Origin of the sequence: Rathayibacter rubneri, assembly GCF_023743255.1 — a bacterium.
In the GTDB taxonomy this organism is placed as follows: domain Bacteria; phylum Actinomycetota; class Actinomycetes; order Actinomycetales; family Microbacteriaceae; genus Rathayibacter; species Rathayibacter rubneri.
This window is the reverse complement of the sequence record NZ_JAMRYM010000032.1, coordinates 1-19,995: the sequence shown is the minus strand read 5'-3', so window position 1 is coordinate 19,995 and position 19,995 is coordinate 1. Positions and strand designations below refer to the sequence as shown.

The following is a 19,995-nucleotide window of genomic DNA, read 5'->3' as shown; positions in this document are numbered from 1 at the left end:
GTGCGCCTGAGGTTCCCCTACGACGCCGAGCCGATCCTCACCGATCGGCTCCTGCTCCGGCCGCTGCGCGTCGAGGACGCCGCCGACCACGCCCGCTACCAGGGTGACCCCGAGGCGGTGCGGTACCTCCGCTGGCCGGTGCGCACTCCCGAGCAATCGCGCGCGCACCTGCTCACCCGGCTGCCCTCGGCGAGGCTGGCCGCCGACGGAGACGTGGTCGTCCTGGCGATGGTGCCGCGCGAGGGTCCGCTCTCGGGCCACGTCGTCGGCGACCTCACCCTCATCGCGTCCTCGCTCGAGCAGGGCGCCGTCGAGATCGGCTGGGTGCTGCATCCGGACGCGCAGGGCGCGGGGCTCGCGACCGAGGCCGCCCGCGCGCTGCTGGACCTCGCGTTCGACCGGCTCGGCGCCCACCGCGCGGTCGCGCAGCTCGACGACCGCAACACCGCGTCCGCCCGCCTCTGCGAGCGCCTGGGCATGCGGCGCGAGGCGCACCACGTCGAGGACGAGTTCTGCAAGGGCGAGTGGACCTCGACCCTCGTCTACGCCCTGCTGGCCCGGGAGCACCGCACCGCGAGCTGATCGAGGGCATCGCGAACCGCCCGGCTGGAGGCGGGGTCTCGATACGCCGCTTCCGCGGCTACTCGACCAGCAGGAAGACGGAGCGGTCCCCTCCTCCGCTGATCGAGTAGCCCGCGTAGCGGAGGTATCGAGATCCACCACCGCTGGAAACGGGGGTCTCGATACGCCGCTCCTCGGCTACTCGACCAGCAGGGTCGGGTTGATCACGCTCCGCGCAGACCCGCGAACAGGTGCGCCTCGAGCTGGTCGAGCGGGATCCGCTCCTGCTTCATCGTGTCGCGGTCGCGCACGGTCACGGCGTCGTCCTCGAGCGAGTCGAAGTCGACCGTCACGCAGAACGGCGTGCCGATCTCGTCCTGACGGCGGTAGCGGCGTCCGATCGCTCCGGAGTCGTCGAAGTCGACGTTCCAGAGCTGACGGAGCCGGTCGGCCACCTGACGGGCCAGCGGCGACAGGGCCTCGTTGCGCGAGAGCGGCAGCACGGCGACCTTGACCGGCGCCAGGCGCGGGTCGAGGTGCAGGACGGTGCGGGTCTCGACCTTGCCCTTGGCGTTCGGCGGCAGCTCCTGCTCCTCGTACGCGTCGACGAGGAACGCCATGAGGGCGCGCGTCAGACCGAAGGACGGCTCGATCACGAACGGCACGAAGCGCTCGTTGCGGGTCTGGTCGAAGAACGAGAGGTCCTTGCCCGAGTGCTCCATGTGCGTCTTGAGGTCGAAGTCGGTGCGGTTCGCGACTCCCATCAGCTCGCCCCACTCGCCCGAGGCGAACGAGAAGCGGTACTCGATGTCGACCGTGCGCTTGGAGTAGTGGGAGAGCTTGTCCTTCGGGTGCTCGTACTGGCGGATGTTCTCGGGGTCGATCCCGAGGTCGACGAACCAGTCCCAGGCGAGCTGCATCCAGGTCTCCTGCCACTCCTCGTCGGTGCCGGGCTCGACGAAGAACTCGAGCTCCATCTGCTCGAACTCACGGGTGCGGAAGATGAAGTTGCCGGGGGTGATCTCGTTGCGGAACGCCTTGCCGATCTGGCCGATGCCGAACGGCGGCTTCTTGCGCGCGCTCTGGAGCACGTTGGCGAAGTTGGTGAAGATGCCCTGCGCGGTCTCGGGGCGGAGGTAGTGCAGTCCCGACTCGTCGTCGACGACGCCCAGGTAGGTCTTCATGAGCCCCGAGAACTGCTTGATCTCGGTCCACTGCCCGACCTTGTCGGGGTGCTCCGGGTCGGGGATGTCCGCGAGGCCGTTCACGGGCGGGTGGCCGTTGACCTCCTCGTACTTCTCGAAGAGGTGGTCGGCGCGGTAGCGCTTGTGGGTGATCAGCGACTCGGTCAGCGGGTCCGAGAACACTCCGACGTGGCCGGAGGCGTTCCAGATCGCGGTCGGGAGGATCACGGCGGAGTCCAGGCCCACCACGTCGCCGCGGCCCTGCACGAAGGCCTTCCACCACTGGCGCTTGATGTTCTCCTTGAGCTCCACCCCGAGCGGCCCGTAGTCCCACGCCGAGCGCGTGCCTCCGTAGATCTCACCCGAGGGGAAGACGAACCCCCGGTGCTGCGCGAGGGTGACGACTTTGTCGAGGGTGGTGGGTTCTGCCACGGGTTGCTCCTCAGCTGTTCGGGCGCACGGGGCCCCGACGCGCGCCGGCTGCGCGCGTCCTGTGATGTGTGCACCCATGGTAGCCGCGGGTCGACGGCGCCGAGCCGTGCCGGGAGGCGTTCGGGCCGCCCGGGAGCGGGCAGGATGTCCGGATGAGCACCCTCCCGCCGATCGTCGTCTCCGCCGTCGTGGTCCTCCGGGAGCGCCGCGTCCTGATGGTGACGGCGCGGGGCCGCGAGGTGGTCTACCTGCCGGGCGGCAAGGTCGATCCGGGCGAGACGGGCCGGGAGGCGGCGGCGCGCGAGGCCGAGGAGGAGCTCGGCACCGCCACCACGCGGCTCGAGGAGCTCGTCGTCGTCCGCACCCAGGCCCACGGCGAGCCGGAGGGGCGCGAGGTGCACATGCGCGTCTTCCTCGCCGAGCTCGCCGGCGAGCCCTCGGCGAGCGGCGAGATCGACTCTCTCCACGGGATCGGCACCGCCGAGGCCCACCGCTGCCCTCCCGCCGGCGTCGCCGTCCTCGAGCACCTGCGCGCCCTCGATCTGGTCGACTGACCCGGCGACGCGCCCGGACCGCCCGCCGCGTCGGGCCGACTGACGGCGGCTCCGGCGAGCGGCGCGCGGCGGCGGCTACCCTCGTGCCGTGGAGACGAGACGACGCGCCAGGGACCAGCCGCTGCCGGGAGAGCCCCTGCGGCTCGAGGCCGTGCGGATGGAGGCGGCCGTGCCGATCCTGCGGATCTTCTCGGTCGCGAAGGCGGGCGAGTTCTACGTCGACTACCTCGGCTTCACCGTCGACTGGGAGCACCGCGCGGGCCGCGACGCCCCGCTCTACCTGCAGGTGTCGCGCTCGGGCCTGCGCCTGCACCTCAGCGAGCACCACCGCGACGGCAGCCCGGGAGCCGCGCTGCACGTGTCGCTCCGCGGCGTGCGGGAGCTGCACGCCGAGCTCGACGCCAAGTCCTACCCCTATCTCAACCCGCGGATCACGCGCTCGCCGTTCGGCTTCTCCCTCGAGGTGATCGACCCGTTCGGCAACCAGCTCCGCTTCGCGGAAGCCGTGCCCGAGCCGACTAGCGCCTGAGAAGCGGAGAGGTCAACCGTTCACGCCACGTCCATCCGTTTCGGAGTGCGGTCGCCTAGCGTGGCCGTCGATGACTGCTCAGGTGACGACGGAACGACCGGACACGGTCCTGGCGTCGGAGCGGGCGCGACGCGTCCCCCTCCGGGCCCGCCGCCTCGTGGAGCGGGCGTCGCGCGTGGCGCCCCTGGCGATGGGCACGGTCGCGACGAGCGCGATCCTCCTCGGCTCGCTCGGCGTCGGCTACCTGCCCGGTGACTCCCCGTTGCGCGAGTGGCCGCTCATCGCCGCCGTCCGCGCCACCGCCTCGCTGACCGAGATCTGCGCGATCCTCGTGCTCGGCGGCGGACTGCTGCTCCTGCTCGCCTGGCTCCGGCTGCGCACGCTCGCCCGGAGCGACGACCCCCGTGCGCTGCGCACGATCCTCGTCGCGGCCGCCGCGTGGTGCGCACCGCTGCTGATCACGGTGCCGCTGTTCAGCCGCGACATGTTCTCGTACGTCGCGCAGGGCCGGCTGATGACCCAGGGCATCGATCCGTACTCGCACGGCGTGGCCACCCTGCCCGGCTGGTTCCTCCTCGGCGTCGACCCGGTCTGGGCCGACACGCCGACCCCCTACGGGCCCCTGTTCCTCGTGATCGAGCGCACGGCCGTTCAGCTCGCGGGCTGGTCCTCGCCCGAGCTCTCCGTCGCGATGCTGCGCGCCGTCTCGGTGGCCGGGGTGATCGCCCTCGCGGTCTACGCGCTGCGGCTGGCCCGCCTGCGCGGCCTGTCGACTCCGCTGACCGCCTGGGTCGTCGTGGCGAACCCGCTGACCCTGATCCTGTTCGTCGTCGCGGGGCACAACGACTCGGTGATGCTGGCGCTCATCCTCGCCTCGCTCTACTACGGGTGCACCGACCGTCGCGTCCTCGCGGTCGTGCTCATGGGCGCCGCGATCGCGGTGAAGCCGGTCGCCGTGATCGCGCTGCCCGTGCTCGCCCTGCTCTGGCTCCGGCACGACGCGACGCTGCGCGAGCGCCTGCGCGGCTGGCTCTGGACCGGGCTCGGAGCGCTGGGCCTCGTCGTCGCGCTCGGCTTCGCCGCGGGCGTCGGAGTGGGCTGGGTCGCCGCGATGATCGTGCCCGGCACGATCCTGCACTGGTACGCGCCGATGTCGCTCGTCGCGGTGCTGGTCTCGTCGACGGTCGAGCTCACGGGGCACGACCCCGCGGCTGCCGTGACGCTCGTGAAGCTGCTCGCCCTGACGCTGGCCGGGACGGTGGCCGCCTGGCTCCTGCTGACCCGCCGGGCGATCGATCCCCTGGCCCGGCTCGCCACGGCGCTGCTGGCGTTCGTCACGGCGTCCTCCGCGATCCACCCCTGGTACGCGCTCTGGATCCTGCCGATCGCGGCCCTCGCGCGTCCGTGGCGGAGCGTCCACGTGCACCTCGCGGTCTACGCGACGATCTTCCTGATGTGCGTGACCCTCGCAGAACCGGTCGAGGGCAACGGCGGGATCCTGGACCAGCTGCCGGGCCGGGTCGCGACGATCGCCGCGATGGCGGTCGTGGGCCTCTACGTCCTGCTCGGCTACACCGACTCGGAGCGCGTCGCGGTGCGGGGGCTCGTGCGCGGGCTGCCGTTCGGCGGCGAGCTGGTGTCGCGCGGCTCCGATCTGCTGCAGCGGTCGACGGGCGGCCGTCTGGGCACGCGCCTGGACCGCCGCTACGCGAGCGTGCGCGCTCGCGACTGACCGACGCGCGCCGGGGTCGCCCCGGCTAGGAGTCGGAGTCGCCGGACCGCCGACGACGGCGCTCGATCGCGGCCTGGGCGGCCGTCGTCGCGGCCTCGGGGTCGCCCGAGGAGAGCACGCCCGAGAGCGAGGACAGCCAGCGCGCGTCGTCGCGGCTGCCGTGCAGGGCGTTCGAGAAGAGCGGGAGCTCGGTGCGCGTGGCGTGGATCGCGTAGGACTCGCGGCTGTAGCCGTTGTCGGGCACGACCGGCGAGCGGTGCTCGGCGGGGGTCGTGCGCTCGGTCGCCGCGTCGCTCCGGACGGGCTCGTCGTGCTCGCTGGGGTGGGCCATCGGTCCTCCTCGTGTCACCGCTGCCGTAGCGACGGAGCGGGCGGACCGGCGACGGTGCCGGGCGCGAGGGTCAGCGTACCCCGATCACGGGGCGTCGAGCTCGTCGGCGTCGCTCCGGCGGGGCATCGGGCGCCAGACGACGACCTCCGTGCGCCGCTGGGCGCGCGTGCCGTGGCGGAGCGTGACGACGTCCCCCTCGAGTCCCGCGGCGAACACGCGACGGCCGGGACGGTTGAGCAGCTCGTCGGCGAGGGCCGACTCGAGCTCGCGCACGCGGGCGGACAGCGACTGCACCTGGTTCTCGAGCTGGAGGATCCGCGCGATGCCCTCGAGGGACACGCCCTCGGAGGACAGCCGGGCGACCTCGCGCAGCTGCACCACGTCGCGCATGGAGTAGCGGCGCGACTTGCCCGCGGTGCGCGTCGGCCGGACGAGTCCGAGCCGGTCGTACTGGCGCAGCGTCTGCGGGTGCATGCCGGCGAGGTCGGCGGCGACCGCGATCGCGAACACGGGGGTGTTCTCGTCCATCGTCGCCTCCTCTCCGGCCGGTCCGGCCTGTCGCGTCCGCCCGGACGCCGTCGCGCCCGCGCCTAGTAGCGGGACTTCTCCAGGATGTCCTCGCGCGGGTTCTCGGCGGGCTCCGCGGCCGCGTAGGCCTCGAGCGCCGCCCGAGCGGCGGAGGACAGGTGATCCGGCACCGCCACCTGGATGACGGCGAGCAGATCGCCGGTGCCCTTCCCGGTCTCGACGCCGCGGCCCTTGACCCGCAGCACCCGTCCGCTCGGCGTGCCGGGGGCCACCCGCAGCTTGACGGGGTCGCCGCCGAGCGTGGGCACCTCGATGGTCGCGCCGAACACGGCCTCCACGAAGGTGACCGGGACGTTCACGCGGAGGTTCAGCCCGTCGCGCTCGAAGACGGGGTGCTTGCGGACGGCGACGGTGAGCACGAGATCGCCCGGCTCGCCGCCGTCGGGGCTCGGACGCCCCTTGCCGCGCACGCGGATCTTCTGCTGGTCGGCGACGCCGGCGGGGATGCGGACGGAGAGCGGTCGGCCCTCGCCGGTCTGCAGCTGCACAGTGTCGCCGCGGGTCGCGGTGCGGAAGTCGATGGTCGTGCTGGCGGTGACGTCGGACCCCTTCTGCGGTCCGCCGAAGCCGCGGAACCCGCCCGTGGGCTGGCCGAAGCGGCTGCCGCCCGGCGCTCCCCCGAACATCCCGCCGAGGAGGTCCTCGAAGCCGGGAGGGGGGCCCTGCCTGCTGCCGGCGCCCGGGCGCCCGCCCTGACCGAACACGTCGCCGAAGACGTCGTCGAAGCCGCCGGGCTGGCCGCCGGCGGTGAAGCGCGCGCCACCGCCCATCGCGCGGATCTGGTCGTACTCCTTGCGCTGATCGGCGTCCGAGAGGACGGTGTACGCCTCGCTGATCTCCTTGAAGCGCGCCTCCGCCCGGGCGTCCCCCGGGTTGGAGTCCGGGTGGAACTGCCGCGCGAGCTTGCGGTACGTCTTCTTCAGATCCGCCGCGGAGACGTCCTTGGACACGCCGAGGACCTTGTAGAAGTCCTTCTCGAACCAATCCTGGCTGGCCATGTGCCTCTTCCTGTGTCGAGTGCGGCGAGGGACCCCGCCCCCACCGGGTCTCCCCCGAGGGGGCGGACCGGGTGCGGGGCGGGGTCCCTCGCGGTGGTGCGGGAGGGTGTCAGTCGGCGGGGACGGCCACGACCACCTTGGCGGCCCGCAGCAGCGAGCCTCCGAGGTAGTAGCCCGCCTCGACGACGTCCGCGACCGTGGAGGTCTCGGCGCCCGGCGTGGGCTGCTGGAAGATCGCCTCGTGGATGTTCGGGTCGAACAGGTCCCCGACGGCTCCGGTCTTCACCAGCCCGAGCTTCTCGATCCCGCCGCGCAGCTTCTGCGCGATGGCGGTGAACGGACCGCCCTCCTGCAGGTCGCCGTGCTTCTCGGCGCGGTCGAGGTCGTCGAGCACGGGGAGGATGACCTTCACCGCGTCGCCGATGGCCCGCTCCTTCTCGACCTGCCGGTTCGACTCCGTGCGCTTGCGGTAGTTCGCGTACTCCGCGGTGACCCGCTGGAGGTCGGCGAGGTGCTCCGCTGCGAGCGTCTCGGCGTCGGACTGGCCCGAGAGGAACGAGAGGTCGGCGTCCGAGAGCGTCGTCTCGACGTCGGGGCCCTCGGCCTCGATCAGACCCTCGGCGTCCTGGGCGGACTCGGCCGCCTCGGCTCCGGTGGTCGGCTCGTCCTCGGGCACGCCCTCGGTCGGCTCCTGGTTGTGCTTGCCCATCGCTACTTGGTGTCCTTCGGCTCGTCCTCGTCGATGACCTCGGCGTCGACGATGTTCTCGTCGTCCTTCTTCTCGTCCTCGGCCGGCGCGTCCTGCGGGGCGCTCTGCGCGGCCTGGTCCTGCGAGTAGATGGCCTGGCCGATCTTGGTCTGCGAGGCGTTGAGGGCGTCGAACGCGGTCTTGACGGCCGCGTCGTCGTCTCCGGCGAGCGCGGTCTTCAGCGCGTCGACGTCGCTCTGCACCTCGGACTTGACGTCCTCGGGCAGCTTGTCCTCGTTGTCCTTGATCAGCTTGTCGATCGAGTACGCGAGCGTCTCGGCGCTGTTGCGGATCTCGGCGGCCTCGCGGCGGGCCTTGTCCTCGGCGGCGTGCTCCTCGGCCTCGCGCACCATGCGCTCGATGTCGTCCTTCGGCAGCGACGAGCCGCCGGTGATCGTCATCGACTGCTCCTTGCCGGTGCCCTTGTCCTTCGCGGACACGTGCACGATGCCGTTGGCGTCGATGTCGAAGGTGACCTCGACCTGCGGGATGCCGCGGGGCGCCGGCGCGATGCCGGTCAGCTCGAAGGTGCCCAGGTTCTTGTTGTCGCGGGTGAACTCGCGCTCGCCCTGGAAGACCTGGATCGCGACGGACGGCTGGTTGTCGTCGGCCGTGGTGAAGGTCTCGGACCGCTTGGTGGGGATCGCGGTGTTGCGCTCGATGAGCTTGGTCATGATCCCTCCCTTGGTCTCGATGCCCAGCGAGAGCGGGGTGACGTCGATGAGGAGGACGTCCTTGCGCTCGCCCTTGAGGACGCCGGCCTGCAGCGCGGCGCCGACGGCGACGACCTCGTCCGGGTTGACGCCCTTGTTGGGCTCCTTGCCGCCGGTGAGCTTCTTGACGAGCTCGGCCACGGCCGGCATGCGGGTCGATCCGCCGACGAGCACGACGTGCGCGATGTCGTCGACCTTCACGCCCGCTTCGGCGATGACGTCGGTGAACGGCTTGCGGGTGCGCTCGATGAGGTCGCTGGTGAGCTCCTCGAACTTGGCGCGGGTCAGCGTCTCGTCGAGGTTCGCCGGGCCGTTCTCGGTGAGCGAGAGATAGGGCAGCTGGATGCTGGTCGAGGTGCTCGAGGAGAGCTCCTTCTTCGCCTGCTCCGCGGCCTCCTTGAGGCGCTGGCGGGCGATCTTGTCCTTCGACACGTCGACGCCGGTGGAGTCCTTGAAGCGCTTGACGAGGTAGTCGACGACGCGCTGGTCCCAGTCGTCGCCGCCGAGGCGGTTGTCGCCGGAGGTCGAGCGCACCTGGATGGTCGAGAAGTCGTCGTCCTTGCCCACCTCGAGGAGGGAGACGTCGAAGGTTCCGCCGCCGAGGTCGAAGACCAGGATGAGCTCGTCCTCCTTGCCCTTGTCGAGGCCGTAGGCGAGAGCGGCCGCGGTGGGCTCGTTGATGATGCGGAGGACGTTGAGTCCGGCGATCTCGCCGGCGTCCTTCGTGGCCTGGCGCTCGGCGTCGTTGAAGTAGGCGGGGACGGTGATGACCGCGTCGGTCACCTTCTCGCCCAGGTACTGCTCGGCGTCGCGCTTGAGCTTGCCCAGGATGCGGGCCGAGATCTCCTGCGGCGTGTACTTCTTGTCCTCGACCCCGAAGGTCCAGTCGGTGCCCATGTGGCGCTTGACCGAGGCGAGGGTGCGGTCGACGTTGGTGACGGCCTGGCGCTTCGCGGTCTCGCCGACGAGCACTTCGCCGTCCTTGGTGAACGCGACGACGGAGGGGGTGGTGCGGAAGCCCTCGGCGTTCGCGATGACGGTGGGCTCGCCGCCCTCGAGGACGGCCACGACCGAGTTGGTGGTTCCCAGATCGATGCCTACGGCACGGGACATAGCGTGTTTCTCCTTCGCGACCGGCCGTCCGTGAGGGGGTCGATCAGTTGTCGTGAGTGGTGCTGACGTGAGTGGTGCACACCTCTGCGGGACTTGAGCCCCGCACACTCAAGTTTACGCAGGTCGATCCTGGAGTCAAGCCGGGAGCCGAGAACCTGAGTCGAGTCGGCTCAACTCTCAGATCTCGCTTCCCGCCGTTCACCCGGACGCCCTACGGTGAGCGCATGACCGAACGCACCGGCCGCGGGACCGTCCTCGCGTGGGGACTGTGGGACTGGGGCGGATCCGCCTTCAACGCCGTCGTGACCACCTTCGTCTTCACCGTCTACCTCACCACCGACGGCCTGTTCGGCACTCCCAGCGGGGTCTCGGCCGCGCTGGGCTGGTCGCTCGCCGGAGCGGGCCTGGTGGTCGCGCTCATCGCCCCGCTCACCGGACGCCGGGCCGATCTGGGCGGACGCCGCCGCCTCTGGCTCGGGATCCACTCCGCGGTCGTCGTCGCCTGCATCCTGCTGATGTTCTTCGTGCGCCCCGACCCCGCGTACCTCTGGCTGGGCCTCGGACTGCTCGCCGTCGGCACCGTCTTCTTCGAGTTCGCGAGCGTCAACTACAACGCGATGCTCAGCCAGGTCTCGACCCGCGCCACGATCGGCCGCGTCTCGGGCCTGGGCTGGGGCATGGGCTACGTCGGCGGCATCGCGCTCCTGCTGATCGTCTACTTCGGCTTCATCTCGCCCGAGGTGGGGCTCTTCGGAGTCACCGGCGAGGACGGACTCGACGTCCGCGTCTCGATCCTGCTCGCGGGAGGCTGGTTCGCGGTCTTCGCGATCCCGGTGCTCGTCGCGGTCCCCGAGCTGCCGGCGCGGGCCGGCGGGCGCGAGCGGATCGGCGTGATCGCCTCCTACCGCGCGCTGTTCCGCCAGATCCGGGCGCTCTGGGGGGAGAGCCGCAGCACGGTCGCGTTCCTCATCGCCAGCGCGGTCTTCCGCGACGGTCTGACCGGGGTCTTCACCTTCGGCGGCGTCCTCGCCCAGGGCACCTTCGGCTTCAGCGCCGGCGAGGTGATCCTCTTCGCGATCGCCGCGAACGTGGTGGCGGGCGTCGCCACCATCTCGGTCGGAGCCCTCGACGACCGGCTCGGGCCCAAGACGGTCATCGTGGCCTCGCTCGTCGGGCTCGTCGTCTGCGGCACGGCGGTCTTCGTCCTGCACGACGGCGGCGCCACGGTCTTCTGGATCTTCGGACTGCTGCTCTGCCTCTTCGTCGGGCCCGCCCAGTCGGCCAGCCGCAGCTACCTCGCCCGTCTGATCCCGGAGGGCCGCGAGGGCGAGATCTTCGGGCTCTACGCGACCACCGGCCGCGCCGCGTCCTTCCTCGCCCCGGCCGCCTTCGCGGCCTTCGTCTCGATCGCCGCGGCGGCCTCCGGCGGCGACGAGTCGAACGTGCAGTACTGGGGCATCCTCGGGCTCGTCCTCGTCCTCGCGGTCGGGCTGGTCCTCCTCCTGCCCGTCCGCCGGCCGCCGGCGAGCGCCCCCGCGGAGCCGCCCGCGCAGCAGGAGGCTCCGCTCCCCTAGAGTGACGGGGCCGTCCGCACGACGGAGCCGTCTTCCGACGGCGCACCGCCGGCTCCGTCGGCCCGAGCAGCACAGGAGCCGCATGTCACGGCGCACCACGGACGAGCAGGCCGCGCGACGCGGCCCCGAGCGGCGCACGCGCAGCGCCGAACCGGCGGTGGAGGCTCCCCGCACCGGTCCCGCCGACGGCTGGCCCACCGCGTCGGCTGCTGCCGACCGTGCGCACGAGCCCGACCGTCCGGCGTCGACCCGCGTCAGGAAGAAGCGCCGCGTGCCCCGGCGCACCCGGCTCGCGAAGGCCTCGAAGCGGATCGGCTACGGCGCCCTCGTCGTGGCGCTCCTCGCCGGCCTCGCGGTCGTCGTGGCGCTCATCGTGGCGCCGCACCACCTGTTCTGAGCCGCACCCTCCGCGAGCCCGCAGCCTCCGCGGGCCCGGACCGGGGCTCAGGTCGCGAGCCAGAAGACGATCAGCAGGAGCGTGACCAGGAACCCGGTCAGGAAGTTGAGCGCCAGGAACCGCTTCCAGCCCGCGTTCGCCCGCTCGGCCTCCGCGTCGCTCAGCGAGCGGTACGGCCAGATGCTCACTGCGTAGGGCACCGCGAGCAGGGCCGCGAGCGTGCCCGGCCACGGCAGGAGCAGCAGGAGCAGCCCGCTCGCCGCGTACGCGCCGATCGCGAACCGCGTGGTCGCCTTCGCTCCGATGACGGTCGCGATGGACCCGATCCCCCCGGCGCGGTCGGCGAGGATGTCCTGCACCGCTCCGAACGCGTGGCTGGCGATCCCCCAGAGGAAGAACGCGACGAGCAGGGCGACGAGGGGCCCGGTCACCGTGGTGCCCGCCAGCGCGATGCCGTACACGGCGGGACTGACGAAGTGCGTCGCCGAGGTGAGGGAGTCGACGAACGGGCGCTCCTTGAAGCGCAGTCCCGGCGCGCTGTAGGCGATCACGGCGAAGACGCTGACCGCGAGCACGAGCCACGAGAGCGGCGAGCCGAGCAGCACGAGAGCGACGAGGAACGGCACGTTCGTCGCGACCGCGGCGATCAGGGTCGCCCGGTGCTCGCTCCGGTCGAGCACCGCACCCTCGACGCCGCCCTTGCGGGGGTTCCGCAGATCGGACTCGTAGTCGAAGACGTCGTTGATGCCGTACATGGCGAGGTTGTACGGGATCAGGAAGTAGAGCGTGCCGAGCACGAAGGCGAGGTCGATCTCGCGCGTGGTCAGCAGGTAGGCCGCCGCGAAGGGATAGGCGGTGTTGACCCAGCTCAGCGGCCGGCTCGAGACGAAGAGCGCGCGCAGGCGGTTCACGAGGGGCTCCGATCGGCGCGGCGGCGATCCGGGAGGACCGACCAGAGGGCGGGCAGGGCGACGGCCGCGGCGATCGCGTAGGCGAAGTCCTCGATCGGCGCGACGCCGATCCGCAGGCCCGAGATCAGGGAGTCGTCGTAGGCCACGAGCAGTCCCACTCCGATCATCACGTTGTCGAACACCGCGGTCGTCACCAGCAGCACGACGAGCGTGCCCGCGAGGGCGCCGAGGCGCAGCCGCCCGCGGCGCAGGGCGATCACGAGGACCACCAGGACCACCGCGAGGAAGACGGAGTTCAGGAGGAGGTACGTCACGCGGCCGCCTCCGCCCGCTTCGAGAGCGCCCCGTAGACGTCCATCGACAGGTAGCAGAGCAGGGTGAGGAAGAGGACCTCCTCGACCGGCAGCTCGGGTGCGAGCTGGAGTCCGGTCATGTACGGCGTCTCGCCGCGGAAGAACACGCCGAGCCCGATGCCGAACAGGTCCCAGATCAGGAAGAAGACGACGCCCACGGGGAGCACGATCGCGGCCCGGCGCGCGTCGTTCCAGAAGAACAGCCCGAAGCGCCTGTCGAGCACGACCATCCCCGTGATCGAGACGGCGAGCGCGAGCAGGTAGACGACCGCCACCGGCTACTCCCCCGCGTCCGCGAGCACGGCGTCGCGCACCTCGGATCGGACGCTCGGGGCCACGGGGGCCACCGGCGCTCCGCGCACCGGGAGCGGCTCGGTGGAGACGTCGCCGCGGACCCGCTTGAGCATCACCTCGGCGCTGATCACGCACATGGGGAGGCCGATGCCGGGGATCGTCGAGCTGCCGGCGAACAGGAGTCCGTCGACGCGGGCGCTCGCGTTGCCGGCGCGGAAGAACGCGCTCTGCTTGAGGACGTGCGCCGGGCCCAGCATCGAGCCGCGCCACGCTCCGAGATCGCTCTCGAAGTCGGCCGGTCCGATGGTGCGGCGGACGACCACGCGCTCGGCCAGGTCGGCCGCTCCCGTCCACGTCGCGATCTGGCGGATCGCCGCGTCGGCGATCGCCTCGACCCGGGCGTCGCCCGCGCCGTCGACGCCGCCGTGCCCGATCGAGGTGTCGGCGGGGATCGGGACGAGCACGAAGAGGTTCTCGTGCCCCTCCGGAGCGACGCCCGGGTCGGTCGCGCTCGGGCGGCACACGTAGATCGACGCCGGGTCGGGCACCGACGGGCTCTCGCCGAAGATGCGGTCGAAGTTGTCGTGCCAGTCCTGCGTGAAGAGCAGGGTGTGGTGCTCGAGCTGCGGCAGCCCGCCGCGGACGCCGAGCAGCACGAGCACGGCGCTGGGGCCGGGGTTGCGGTCCTCCCAGTACTCGGGCGGGAAGGTGCGCAGCTCGTCGGGCAGGAGGGACTGCTCGGTCGTGAAGAGGTCGGACGCGTTGACGACCAGCTCCGCGGGGAGGCGCTCGACGCCGTCCGGACCCTCGAACTCGACTCCGACGACCTCGGCGCCGCGGCGGCCGCCCCGGGGCGCGCGGGCCGTCAGGATCCGGGTGGCCGGCGACGACGTGCGGATCGTGACGCCCGCCTCCTCGCCGACCTCGGCGACGGCCTCGATCAGGCGCGTGAACCCGCCCATCGGGTACAGCACGCCGTCGGCCAGGTCGAGGTGGCTCATCAGGTGGTACATGCTCGGAGCGTCGTACGGCGAGGAGCCGAGGAACACGGCCGGGTAGCCGAGGATCTGGCGGAGCCGGTTGTCGCTGACCGCCGTGCCCGCGAGCGAGTCGAGCGGAGTCAGCAGGAGCTTCCCGAGCGTCGCCGTGCGGGTCAGCACGTCCTTGCGCAGCAGCGGCAGGAACGAGGCGAAGCTGGTGTAGAGGAAGCGGCGCTTGGCCACCTCGTAGGTGTCGCGCGCCGACTCGAGGTAGGCGCGCATCCGCTCGCCCGAGCCGGGCTCGACGCTCTCGAACAGGGCGATGTTGGACTCGAGGTCGGCCAGCACGTCGATCGGCTCGTCGACGCCCTCGCTGTAGACGCGGTAGCCGGGATCGAGCCTCACCAGGTCGAGGCGCTCGTCGGCACTGGTGCCCATCAGGCGGAAGAAGTGGTCGAAGACCTCGGGCATGAGGTACCACGAGGGTCCGGTGTCGAAGCGGAACCCGTCGCGCTCCCACGACCCGGCGCGGCCGCCGACGACCTCGCGCTTCTCGAGTACGGTCACGCTCCAGCCGTCGCGGGCGAGCAGGGCCGCGGAGGCGAGTCCGCCGATGCCGCCGCCGATGACGATCGCGCGGTGCGGGCCGGTCGCCGAGCGGCTCGCCCGGGCGGGGCCCCGTCCCAGCCGGGGCGCGAGGGTGGAGGCGGCGGCCCGGGCGGCGAGCACGGCCTTCGTCGCCGTCGGCACGCTGACGCGGGCGCGGAGCAGCTCCTCGGCGGGCGTCACTCGGATGCGGTCGGCGAGCGCCTGGAAGAGCGAGTGCGCGAGCACGACCGCGCGGCGGCTCGAGCGCGGCAGCTCCGGGATGATCGCGGCGGCCTCGTCGAGGTCGTCGTCGAGGTCGGCGAGCAGGACCGCCTTGTCGTCCTCGGTGAAGGCGCGCGGATCGACGCCGGGGAAGTAGCTGCGGCCGAGGCCGTCGACGTCGTCGGCGAGGTCGCGCAGGAAGTTGACCTTCTGGAACGCGGAGCCCAGGCGGCGGGCGCCGGCCACGAGGCGCTCGCGGGCGACCGGAGAGACGTGACCCGCATCCGGAGCCGCGAGGAACACGTGCAGGCACATCAGGCCGACGACCTCGGCCGAGCCGTAGACGTAGCGCTCGAAGGACTCGGGGGTGTGCACGGTCTCGCGCAGGTCCGCGCGCATCGACGCGAAGAAGGGGCGGGTGAGCTCGGTGCCGAAGCCCGTGGCGCGGGCCGTGCGCGCGAACGCGTGCACGACGAGGTTGGAGCTGTAGCCGGAGGCGAGCGCCCGGTCGGTCTCGGCCTCGAACGCGTCGAGGGCCTCCTCGACGGCGGCCCGGTCGAGCGCGGCCGCCTCGGCGACCCCGTCGACGATCTCGTCGGCGACGCGCACCAGCGCGTAGACGTCCTCGACCCGCTCGCGGACGCCGCGGCCGAGCAGTCGCGTGGCGAGCCCGAACGACGTCGAGTAGCTCCGGATCACCTGCGCGGACGCCTCGTGCGCGACTCGGTCGTACAGTTCGCTCTGCCGGGTCATCGTGCCACCGTAGGGGTCGTGGGCGTGCGTGCGGTCATCGGGGCGGTGGGCCGCGCGTGGCGGCCCGGCACAGCGGGGATCACCGGGTGCGCCCCAGCACGCTGGCCACCAGCGGACGCACTTCGGCGCGGAACTCCTCCGACACCGCGGGCGTGCCGAGCGCCTCCCAGGCGCGGCTCGCGAAGTCGCCGGCGAGGGACTCGGCGAAGCCGCGGGCTCCGCACTCCTCGAGGATCCGGCGGACGCGCTCGGCGGTCTCGGTGCCGAGGTGCTCGTCGCCGATCAGACCCTCGATCTCGGGCCAGCACTCGGTGCCGGCCGCGTGCGCGATCAGGACGGTGCGCTTGCCCTCGCGCAGATCGCCGAGCGTGGTCTTGCCGGTCTGCCCCTCCGAGCCGAAGACCCCGAGGAGGTCGTCGACGATCTGGTAGGCGATGCCGATGCACCTGCCGAACTCGCCCAGCGCCTCGACGGCCTCGTCGGAGGCGCCCGCGAGGATCGCCCCGGCCTGCAGAGGAGCCTCGAAGGAGTAGACCGCGGTCTTCAGGCGCTCCATCTCGAGCACCTCCTCGACCGAGGGCATGCCGGGCATGAGCGAGAAGTCGACGTCCGCGAGCTCACCGGCGGCCGAGGCGAAGACGGCCTCGTCGAGCAGGGTCAGCAGGCGCGCGCGCACGGCGTCGTCGGCTCCGACTCCCTCGACGAGGCGGTGGGCGCCGGTGAGGGCCAGGTCGCCGGCGATGACCGCGACCGACGTGCCGCGGTGCTCGGCGATCGGGATCGACAGACCGGCCGTGGTGGCCTCGTCGCGGTAGCTGCCCGAGACGTTGGGGCCGCCGCGGCGCACGAAGTCGCGGTCGATCACGTCGTCGTGGACGATCAGCGCGGTGTGCAGGAGCTCGAACGCGGCGCCGAGGTGGGCGGCCGCCTCCGAGTCGCGTCCGCCGTGCGCCTCGTACGCCGAGATGACCATGAGGGGGCGGAAGCGCTTGCCTCCGCGGGTGTTGGCCTCGAGGGTGTGCCAGAGGGTCGTGTACCGCGTCCCCAGCCGCTCCGCCCGGGCGCGCGCCAGGGAGAAGAACCGGTCGAGCACGGCATCGACGTGTTCCTGCCGCTTCCGGGAGAGAACCACGGGGTCGCGTGTATCCACGGTTGAGAGGCTAACAAGTTCGCTTGTCTAGCACTAAGCCGGCTGAGTTCCACGGTCGTGCTTGACTTACAGCCATGACTTCGGGAGGAATCGCCGTGCGCGAGGACGAGATCGAGCAGGTCGTCCTGCTCGACGAGACGGGCGACGCGGTCGGCGTGGCCGACAAGGCGACGGTGCACGACACGGACACGCCCTTGCATCTGGCGTTCTCGTGCCACGTGTTCGCGCCCGACGGCGCGCTGCTCGTGACCCGTCGGGCGCTGGGCAAGCGCACCTGGCCGGGCGTCTGGACCAACTCGTTCTGCGGCCACCCGGCGCCGGGCGAGCGGATCGAGGACGCCGTCGTCCGACGGGCCGAGCGCGAGCTCGGCGCCCGTCTCGAGACGCTGGAGGTCGCGCTTGCCGACTTCCGCTACCGCGCCGTCGACGCCTCCGGGATCGTCGAGAACGAGATCTGCCCCGTCTACACCGCGACCCTCTCGAGCCGCGAGGCGCTGGCGCCGCGCGCGGACGAGGTCATGGACTACGAGTGGGTCGACCCCGAGGCGACGCTGGCCGCCGTGCGCGCCGCCCCGTGGGCGTTCTCGCCCTGGCTCGTGCTGCAGCTGCCGCGCCTGCTGGGCTGAGCGCCGACCGTCCGGTGCTCGCCCGTCAGTCGCCGTAGACGTCGGTGCGGTGGAAGTTCAGCGACGAGCGCGACGCCGTCGGCCCGCGCTGACCCTGGTACCGCGAGAAGTACTCGGCGGATCCGTACGGCTTCTCGGCGGGCGAGCTGAGCCGGAAGAAGCACATCTGCCCGATCTTCATGCCGGGCCAGAGCGTGATGGGCAGCGTCGCGACGTTGCTGAGCTCGAGGGTCACGTGTCCGGTGAAGCCCGGATCGATGAAGCCCGCGGTCGAGTGGGTGAGCAGGCCCAGGCGTCCGAGCGAGCTCTTGCCCTCGAGGCGCGCGGCGATGTCGTCGGGCAGCGTGACCGCCTCGTACGTCGATCCGAGCACGAACTCGCCGGGGTGCAGGATGAACGGCTCGCCCTGCGGGGTCTCGACCAGGCGCGTCAGATCGGGCTGGTCCTCGGCCGGGTCGATGTAGGGGTAGCGGTGGTTGTCGAACAGCCGGAAGAAGCGGTCGAGACGCACATCGACGGACGACGGCTGGATCATGGCCGGATCGTGCGGTTCGAGTCCGACCCGGCCGGAGGAGAGTTCGGTCTGGATGTCGCGATCGGAGAGCAGCACGAGGCGATCCTAGGGCGTGCGGTGGTCGCCGCGACGTGGCGTGCGCGCGGGGCTTGCTACGATGATCGAGTGCGCCTCCGAGGCGACGCGCGAGTGTAGTTCAATGGTAGAACTTCTGCTTCCCAAGCAGATGGCGCGGGTTCGATTCCCGTCACTCGCTCCACCTCCCACTCCCTCTCCGGCCCGTTCTCGGGCGACACGCCGACGCGATCGGTGCCGTCACGCGGATTCCGAGCCGCCCCGGTGCAGGCTGGAGGAGTGACAGAGCTCGTCCAGATCCCGTCGCCGGGCATCGCCCTCGAGTACGGGCGCCCCGGCCGCCCGGTCGTCGTCGTGCTCCACGACGTGTTCGGCCGGCTGCCGTGGATGGAGCCCTTCGCGGAGGCCGTCTCGAAGCACGGCTACCACGTGCTCGTGCCCGACCTGTACGACGGATGGGCGACGCTCGCTCCGGAGGACGCGCGCGATCTCGCCGCGATGACCGCGCAGGACCGGGCGATGGCCGCGATCGCCGAGGCGATCCGCTCCGGAGCGGCCGAAGGGGCGCAGCGCAGCGCCATCGTCGGCTTCGGCTTCGGCGGCCGGCTCGGGCTCCTCGCCGCCGCGACCGGGCTCGTCGACGCCGTCGTCGCCTACTACGCCACCCTCGGGCAGGAGGAGCACGCCCTCGTGCCCTGCCCGACCCTCCTGCACTACGCGGCGAGCGACGAGTGGCCGGAGGGCGACGACCCGGAGTCGTTCGTCGGACGCCTCAAGGACGCGGGCACCCCGGTCACCGCGCACACGTACGCCGGGACGGTGCGGCACTTCGCGAACGGGACGCTGCGCGACGCGGTCGACCCCTCCTCCGCCGCTCTCGCCTACGCGCGGACGGTGTCGTTCCTGAATCCGCAGCTCATCGACTACTGAGCCTCCGTACGCCGCGGCACTCGGCTCAGCCGCGGACGTCGTGCAGGTGGTGCTGCACGTCGTGCAGGTAGTAGCGCGCCATCGTCTCGACCGTGAAGGTCGCACCGTCGCTGCGCCGACCGGGGCGCTGCCACTGGCGGCCCCGGACGCCCTCGAAGACACCGGCGATGAGGCCGGCCTCCTCGACGAGCTCGCGGCCGACGGTCGCCGGATCCTGCTCGGAGTAGCGGTCCTCGACCGCGGTGACGTCCTGATCCCAGTTCGGGAACAGCGGGTCGTCGCCCTCGAGCATCAGACCGAGGCGGAGGCGGTAGATGCGGTGCACGTCGCGCACGTGCGCCGCGTACTCGAGCGGCGACCAGGTCTCGTCGTCGGGCCGCCCGACGACGTCGTCGCGCTCGAGCACGTACGGCCACGCGGCGGCGTTCTCGCGGATGAGGTGCGGGACCTCGGACGCGTCGACGAGCGAGGCGTCGAAGCCGCACTCGAGGCAGGGTCGCTCGGCGGCCCAGGTCCAGTCCTTGGTGTCGGGGGTGATCGGCATGAGCCCAGGGTAGGGCGCCCCGCCGACACGGGGCGGCGCCGGACGGTCACGCCGCGACGCCCTCCTGCCACCCTCGACCGCGCTCAGCAGCGGGCGTGGGCGGTGAGGGTCGCGTTCCTCTCGCTCTCGGCTGTCCAGGGCAGAGCCGGGAGGTCGGCCGCTCCCGCCGCCGCACCCGCGTCGACCGCGATCGAGGCCAGGGCGCGCGCGGCGTTCCCGGCGAAGTCGGCTCCCGGGGTCGAGCTGTTGAACGACACGGCCACGGTGAGTCCCGAGACGGGATCGGAGTAGGCGGCCGTCACGAATCCGGGCGCGATGCCCGAGAAGCCCCGCAGCGGGCCGACCTGGTGGCCGCCGAGTCCGGCGAGCAGCCAGGCCGGGCGCCCCTGCCCCTGCGGGACGGCGTCGGCCCAGACCGCGTCGCCCGACGGCGAGGCGGCGATGCCGGTCGCGAGCCGGCGCAGGTCCTCGAGGTCGGTCACCGCTCCCCCGGCGGCGCCCAGCGCCGAGGGCGAGGCCTCGGTGAGATCGCGGCGCACGTCGCACCGCACCGCCCCGCTGCCCGGGTCGATCGCGGCCGAATAGCCGCGCGGGGCGGTGC

The 19,995-nt window shown here is 72.1% G+C and carries 21 protein-coding genes, 1 tRNA gene and 1 pseudogene; 9 read left to right on the top strand and 14 right to left on the bottom strand.

What is annotated here, in order from left to right; all coding sequences use genetic code 11:
* The gene (locus tag NB037_RS09295; protein WP_251945366.1) at positions 1-582 is read left to right on the top strand and encodes a GNAT family N-acetyltransferase; all 582 of its coding nucleotides are present in this window, start codon (positions 1-3) and stop codon (positions 580-582) included.
* A 203-nt stretch (positions 583-785) separates the two neighbouring features.
* Here NB037_RS09295 and NB037_RS09290 read toward each other — a convergent pair whose 3' ends face one another.
* The gene (locus tag NB037_RS09290; protein ID WP_251945365.1) at positions 786-2,177 is read right to left on the bottom strand and encodes a glycine--tRNA ligase; all 1,392 of its coding nucleotides are present in this window, start codon (positions 2,175-2,177) and stop codon (positions 786-788) included.
* 152 nt (positions 2,178-2,329) lie between these two features.
* On the opposite strand from NB037_RS09290, the gene NB037_RS09285 reads away from it, so the two are divergent.
* From NB037_RS09285 to mptB, 3 genes are all read left to right on the top strand, one after another.
* Positions 2,330-2,731, top strand: a complete 402-nt coding sequence (locus NB037_RS09285; RefSeq protein WP_251945364.1) for an NUDIX domain-containing protein — start codon at positions 2,330-2,332, stop codon at positions 2,729-2,731.
* Positions 2,732-2,819: 88 nt separating this feature from the next.
* Positions 2,820-3,260, top strand: coding sequence for a glyoxalase superfamily protein (locus tag NB037_RS09280; RefSeq protein WP_251945363.1), 441 nt, complete (start codon positions 2,820-2,822; stop codon positions 3,258-3,260).
* 70 nt (positions 3,261-3,330) lie between these two features.
* Positions 3,331-4,992 carry a polyprenol phosphomannose-dependent alpha 1,6 mannosyltransferase MptB gene (gene mptB, locus NB037_RS09275; protein WP_251945361.1) on the top strand — a complete coding sequence of 554 codons (1,662 nt, stop codon included), beginning with the start codon at positions 3,331-3,333 and terminating at the stop codon, positions 4,990-4,992.
* Positions 4,993-5,017: 25 nt separating this feature from the next.
* Here the strand turns inward: mptB and NB037_RS09270 are convergent, their stop codons facing one another.
* The 5 genes from NB037_RS09270 to dnaK form a co-directional block, all read right to left on the bottom strand.
* Entirely contained in the window at positions 5,018-5,323 is a 306-nt protein-coding gene (locus NB037_RS09270) for a hypothetical protein (RefSeq protein WP_251945359.1), read from the bottom strand.
* A gap of 84 nt (positions 5,324-5,407) precedes the next feature.
* Complete coding sequence (locus tag NB037_RS09265) at positions 5,408-5,851, bottom strand: heat shock protein transcriptional repressor HspR (protein WP_207403084.1); 444 nt, start codon at positions 5,849-5,851, stop codon at positions 5,408-5,410.
* 62 nt (positions 5,852-5,913) lie between these two features.
* Positions 5,914-6,909, bottom strand: a complete 996-nt coding sequence (locus NB037_RS09260; RefSeq protein WP_207403085.1) for a DnaJ C-terminal domain-containing protein — start codon at positions 6,907-6,909, stop codon at positions 5,914-5,916.
* A 109-nt stretch (positions 6,910-7,018) separates the two neighbouring features.
* The gene (locus tag NB037_RS09255; RefSeq protein WP_251945357.1) at positions 7,019-7,618 is read right to left on the bottom strand and encodes a nucleotide exchange factor GrpE; all 600 of its coding nucleotides are present in this window, start codon (positions 7,616-7,618) and stop codon (positions 7,019-7,021) included.
* A gap of 2 nt (positions 7,619-7,620) precedes the next feature.
* The gene (dnaK, locus tag NB037_RS09250; RefSeq protein ID WP_251945356.1) at positions 7,621-9,483 is read right to left on the bottom strand and encodes a molecular chaperone DnaK; all 1,863 of its coding nucleotides are present in this window, start codon (positions 9,481-9,483) and stop codon (positions 7,621-7,623) included.
* Between the two features lie 224 nt (positions 9,484-9,707).
* On the opposite strand from dnaK, the gene NB037_RS09245 reads away from it, so the two are divergent.
* A complete protein-coding gene (locus NB037_RS09245) occupies positions 9,708-11,057 on the top strand; it encodes an MFS transporter (RefSeq protein ID WP_251945354.1) in 1,350 nt (449 codons plus the stop codon).
* Positions 11,058-11,139: 82 nt separating this feature from the next.
* Positions 11,140-11,454 carry a hypothetical protein gene (locus NB037_RS09240; protein WP_251945352.1) on the top strand — a complete coding sequence of 105 codons (315 nt, stop codon included), beginning with the start codon at positions 11,140-11,142 and terminating at the stop codon, positions 11,452-11,454.
* 47 nt (positions 11,455-11,501) lie between these two features.
* On the opposite strand, the gene NB037_RS09235 is transcribed toward NB037_RS09240, so the two are convergent.
* The 5 genes from NB037_RS09235 to NB037_RS09210 all read right to left on the bottom strand — a co-directional run bounded on the left by NB037_RS09235 (position 11,502) and on the right by NB037_RS09210 (position 16,705).
* Positions 11,502-12,365 carry a prenyltransferase gene (locus tag NB037_RS09235; RefSeq protein ID WP_251945350.1) on the bottom strand — a complete coding sequence of 288 codons (864 nt, stop codon included), beginning with the start codon at positions 12,363-12,365 and terminating at the stop codon, positions 11,502-11,504.
* The gene (locus NB037_RS09230; RefSeq protein ID WP_251945348.1) at positions 12,362-12,679 is read right to left on the bottom strand and encodes a lycopene cyclase domain-containing protein; all 318 of its coding nucleotides are present in this window, start codon (positions 12,677-12,679) and stop codon (positions 12,362-12,364) included. Before NB037_RS09230 ends, NB037_RS09235 begins: the two co-directional genes overlap by 4 nt.
* Positions 12,676-12,993, bottom strand: coding sequence for a lycopene cyclase domain-containing protein (locus NB037_RS09225; protein ID WP_251945347.1), 318 nt, complete (start codon positions 12,991-12,993; stop codon positions 12,676-12,678). The genes NB037_RS09230 and NB037_RS09225 overlap by 4 nt, the downstream gene beginning before the upstream one ends.
* Before the next feature lie 3 nt (positions 12,994-12,996).
* Positions 12,997-15,555 (bottom strand): phytoene desaturase family protein, encoded by a 2,559-nt coding sequence (crtI, locus tag NB037_RS09220; RefSeq protein WP_308202067.1) that lies wholly within the window; start codon positions 15,553-15,555, stop codon positions 12,997-12,999.
* A 79-nt stretch (positions 15,556-15,634) separates the two neighbouring features.
* A complete protein-coding gene (locus NB037_RS09210) occupies positions 15,635-16,705 on the bottom strand; it encodes a polyprenyl synthetase family protein (RefSeq protein ID WP_251945345.1) in 1,071 nt (356 codons plus the stop codon).
* Between the two features lie 74 nt (positions 16,706-16,779).
* On the opposite strand from NB037_RS09210, the gene idi reads away from it, so the two are divergent.
* Positions 16,780-17,331 carry an isopentenyl-diphosphate Delta-isomerase gene (gene idi / locus NB037_RS09205; RefSeq protein ID WP_251945343.1) on the top strand — a complete coding sequence of 184 codons (552 nt, stop codon included), beginning with the start codon at positions 16,780-16,782 and terminating at the stop codon, positions 17,329-17,331.
* A 25-nt stretch (positions 17,332-17,356) separates the two neighbouring features.
* On the opposite strand, the gene dcd is transcribed toward idi, so the two are convergent.
* Entirely contained in the window at positions 17,357-17,941 is a 585-nt protein-coding gene (dcd, locus tag NB037_RS09200) for a dCTP deaminase (RefSeq protein ID WP_251945341.1), read from the bottom strand.
* An 89-nt stretch (positions 17,942-18,030) separates the two neighbouring features.
* On the opposite strand from dcd, the gene NB037_RS09195 reads away from it, so the two are divergent.
* Both NB037_RS09195 and NB037_RS09190 read left to right on the top strand, forming a co-directional pair.
* Positions 18,031-18,104, top strand: a tRNA-Gly gene (locus NB037_RS09195).
* A 95-nt stretch (positions 18,105-18,199) separates the two neighbouring features.
* The gene (locus NB037_RS09190; RefSeq protein ID WP_251945338.1) at positions 18,200-18,850 is read left to right on the top strand and encodes a dienelactone hydrolase family protein; all 651 of its coding nucleotides are present in this window, start codon (positions 18,200-18,202) and stop codon (positions 18,848-18,850) included.
* 25 nt (positions 18,851-18,875) lie between these two features.
* Here NB037_RS09190 and NB037_RS09185 read toward each other — a convergent pair whose 3' ends face one another.
* Both NB037_RS09185 and NB037_RS09180 read right to left on the bottom strand, forming a co-directional pair.
* The gene (locus NB037_RS09185) at positions 18,876-19,394 is read right to left on the bottom strand and encodes a DinB family protein (RefSeq protein WP_251945336.1); all 519 of its coding nucleotides are present in this window, start codon (positions 19,392-19,394) and stop codon (positions 18,876-18,878) included.
* An 83-nt stretch (positions 19,395-19,477) separates the two neighbouring features.
* Positions 19,478-19,995 (bottom strand): annotated as a pseudogene (locus tag NB037_RS09180) (serine hydrolase domain-containing protein); the annotation flags it as partial.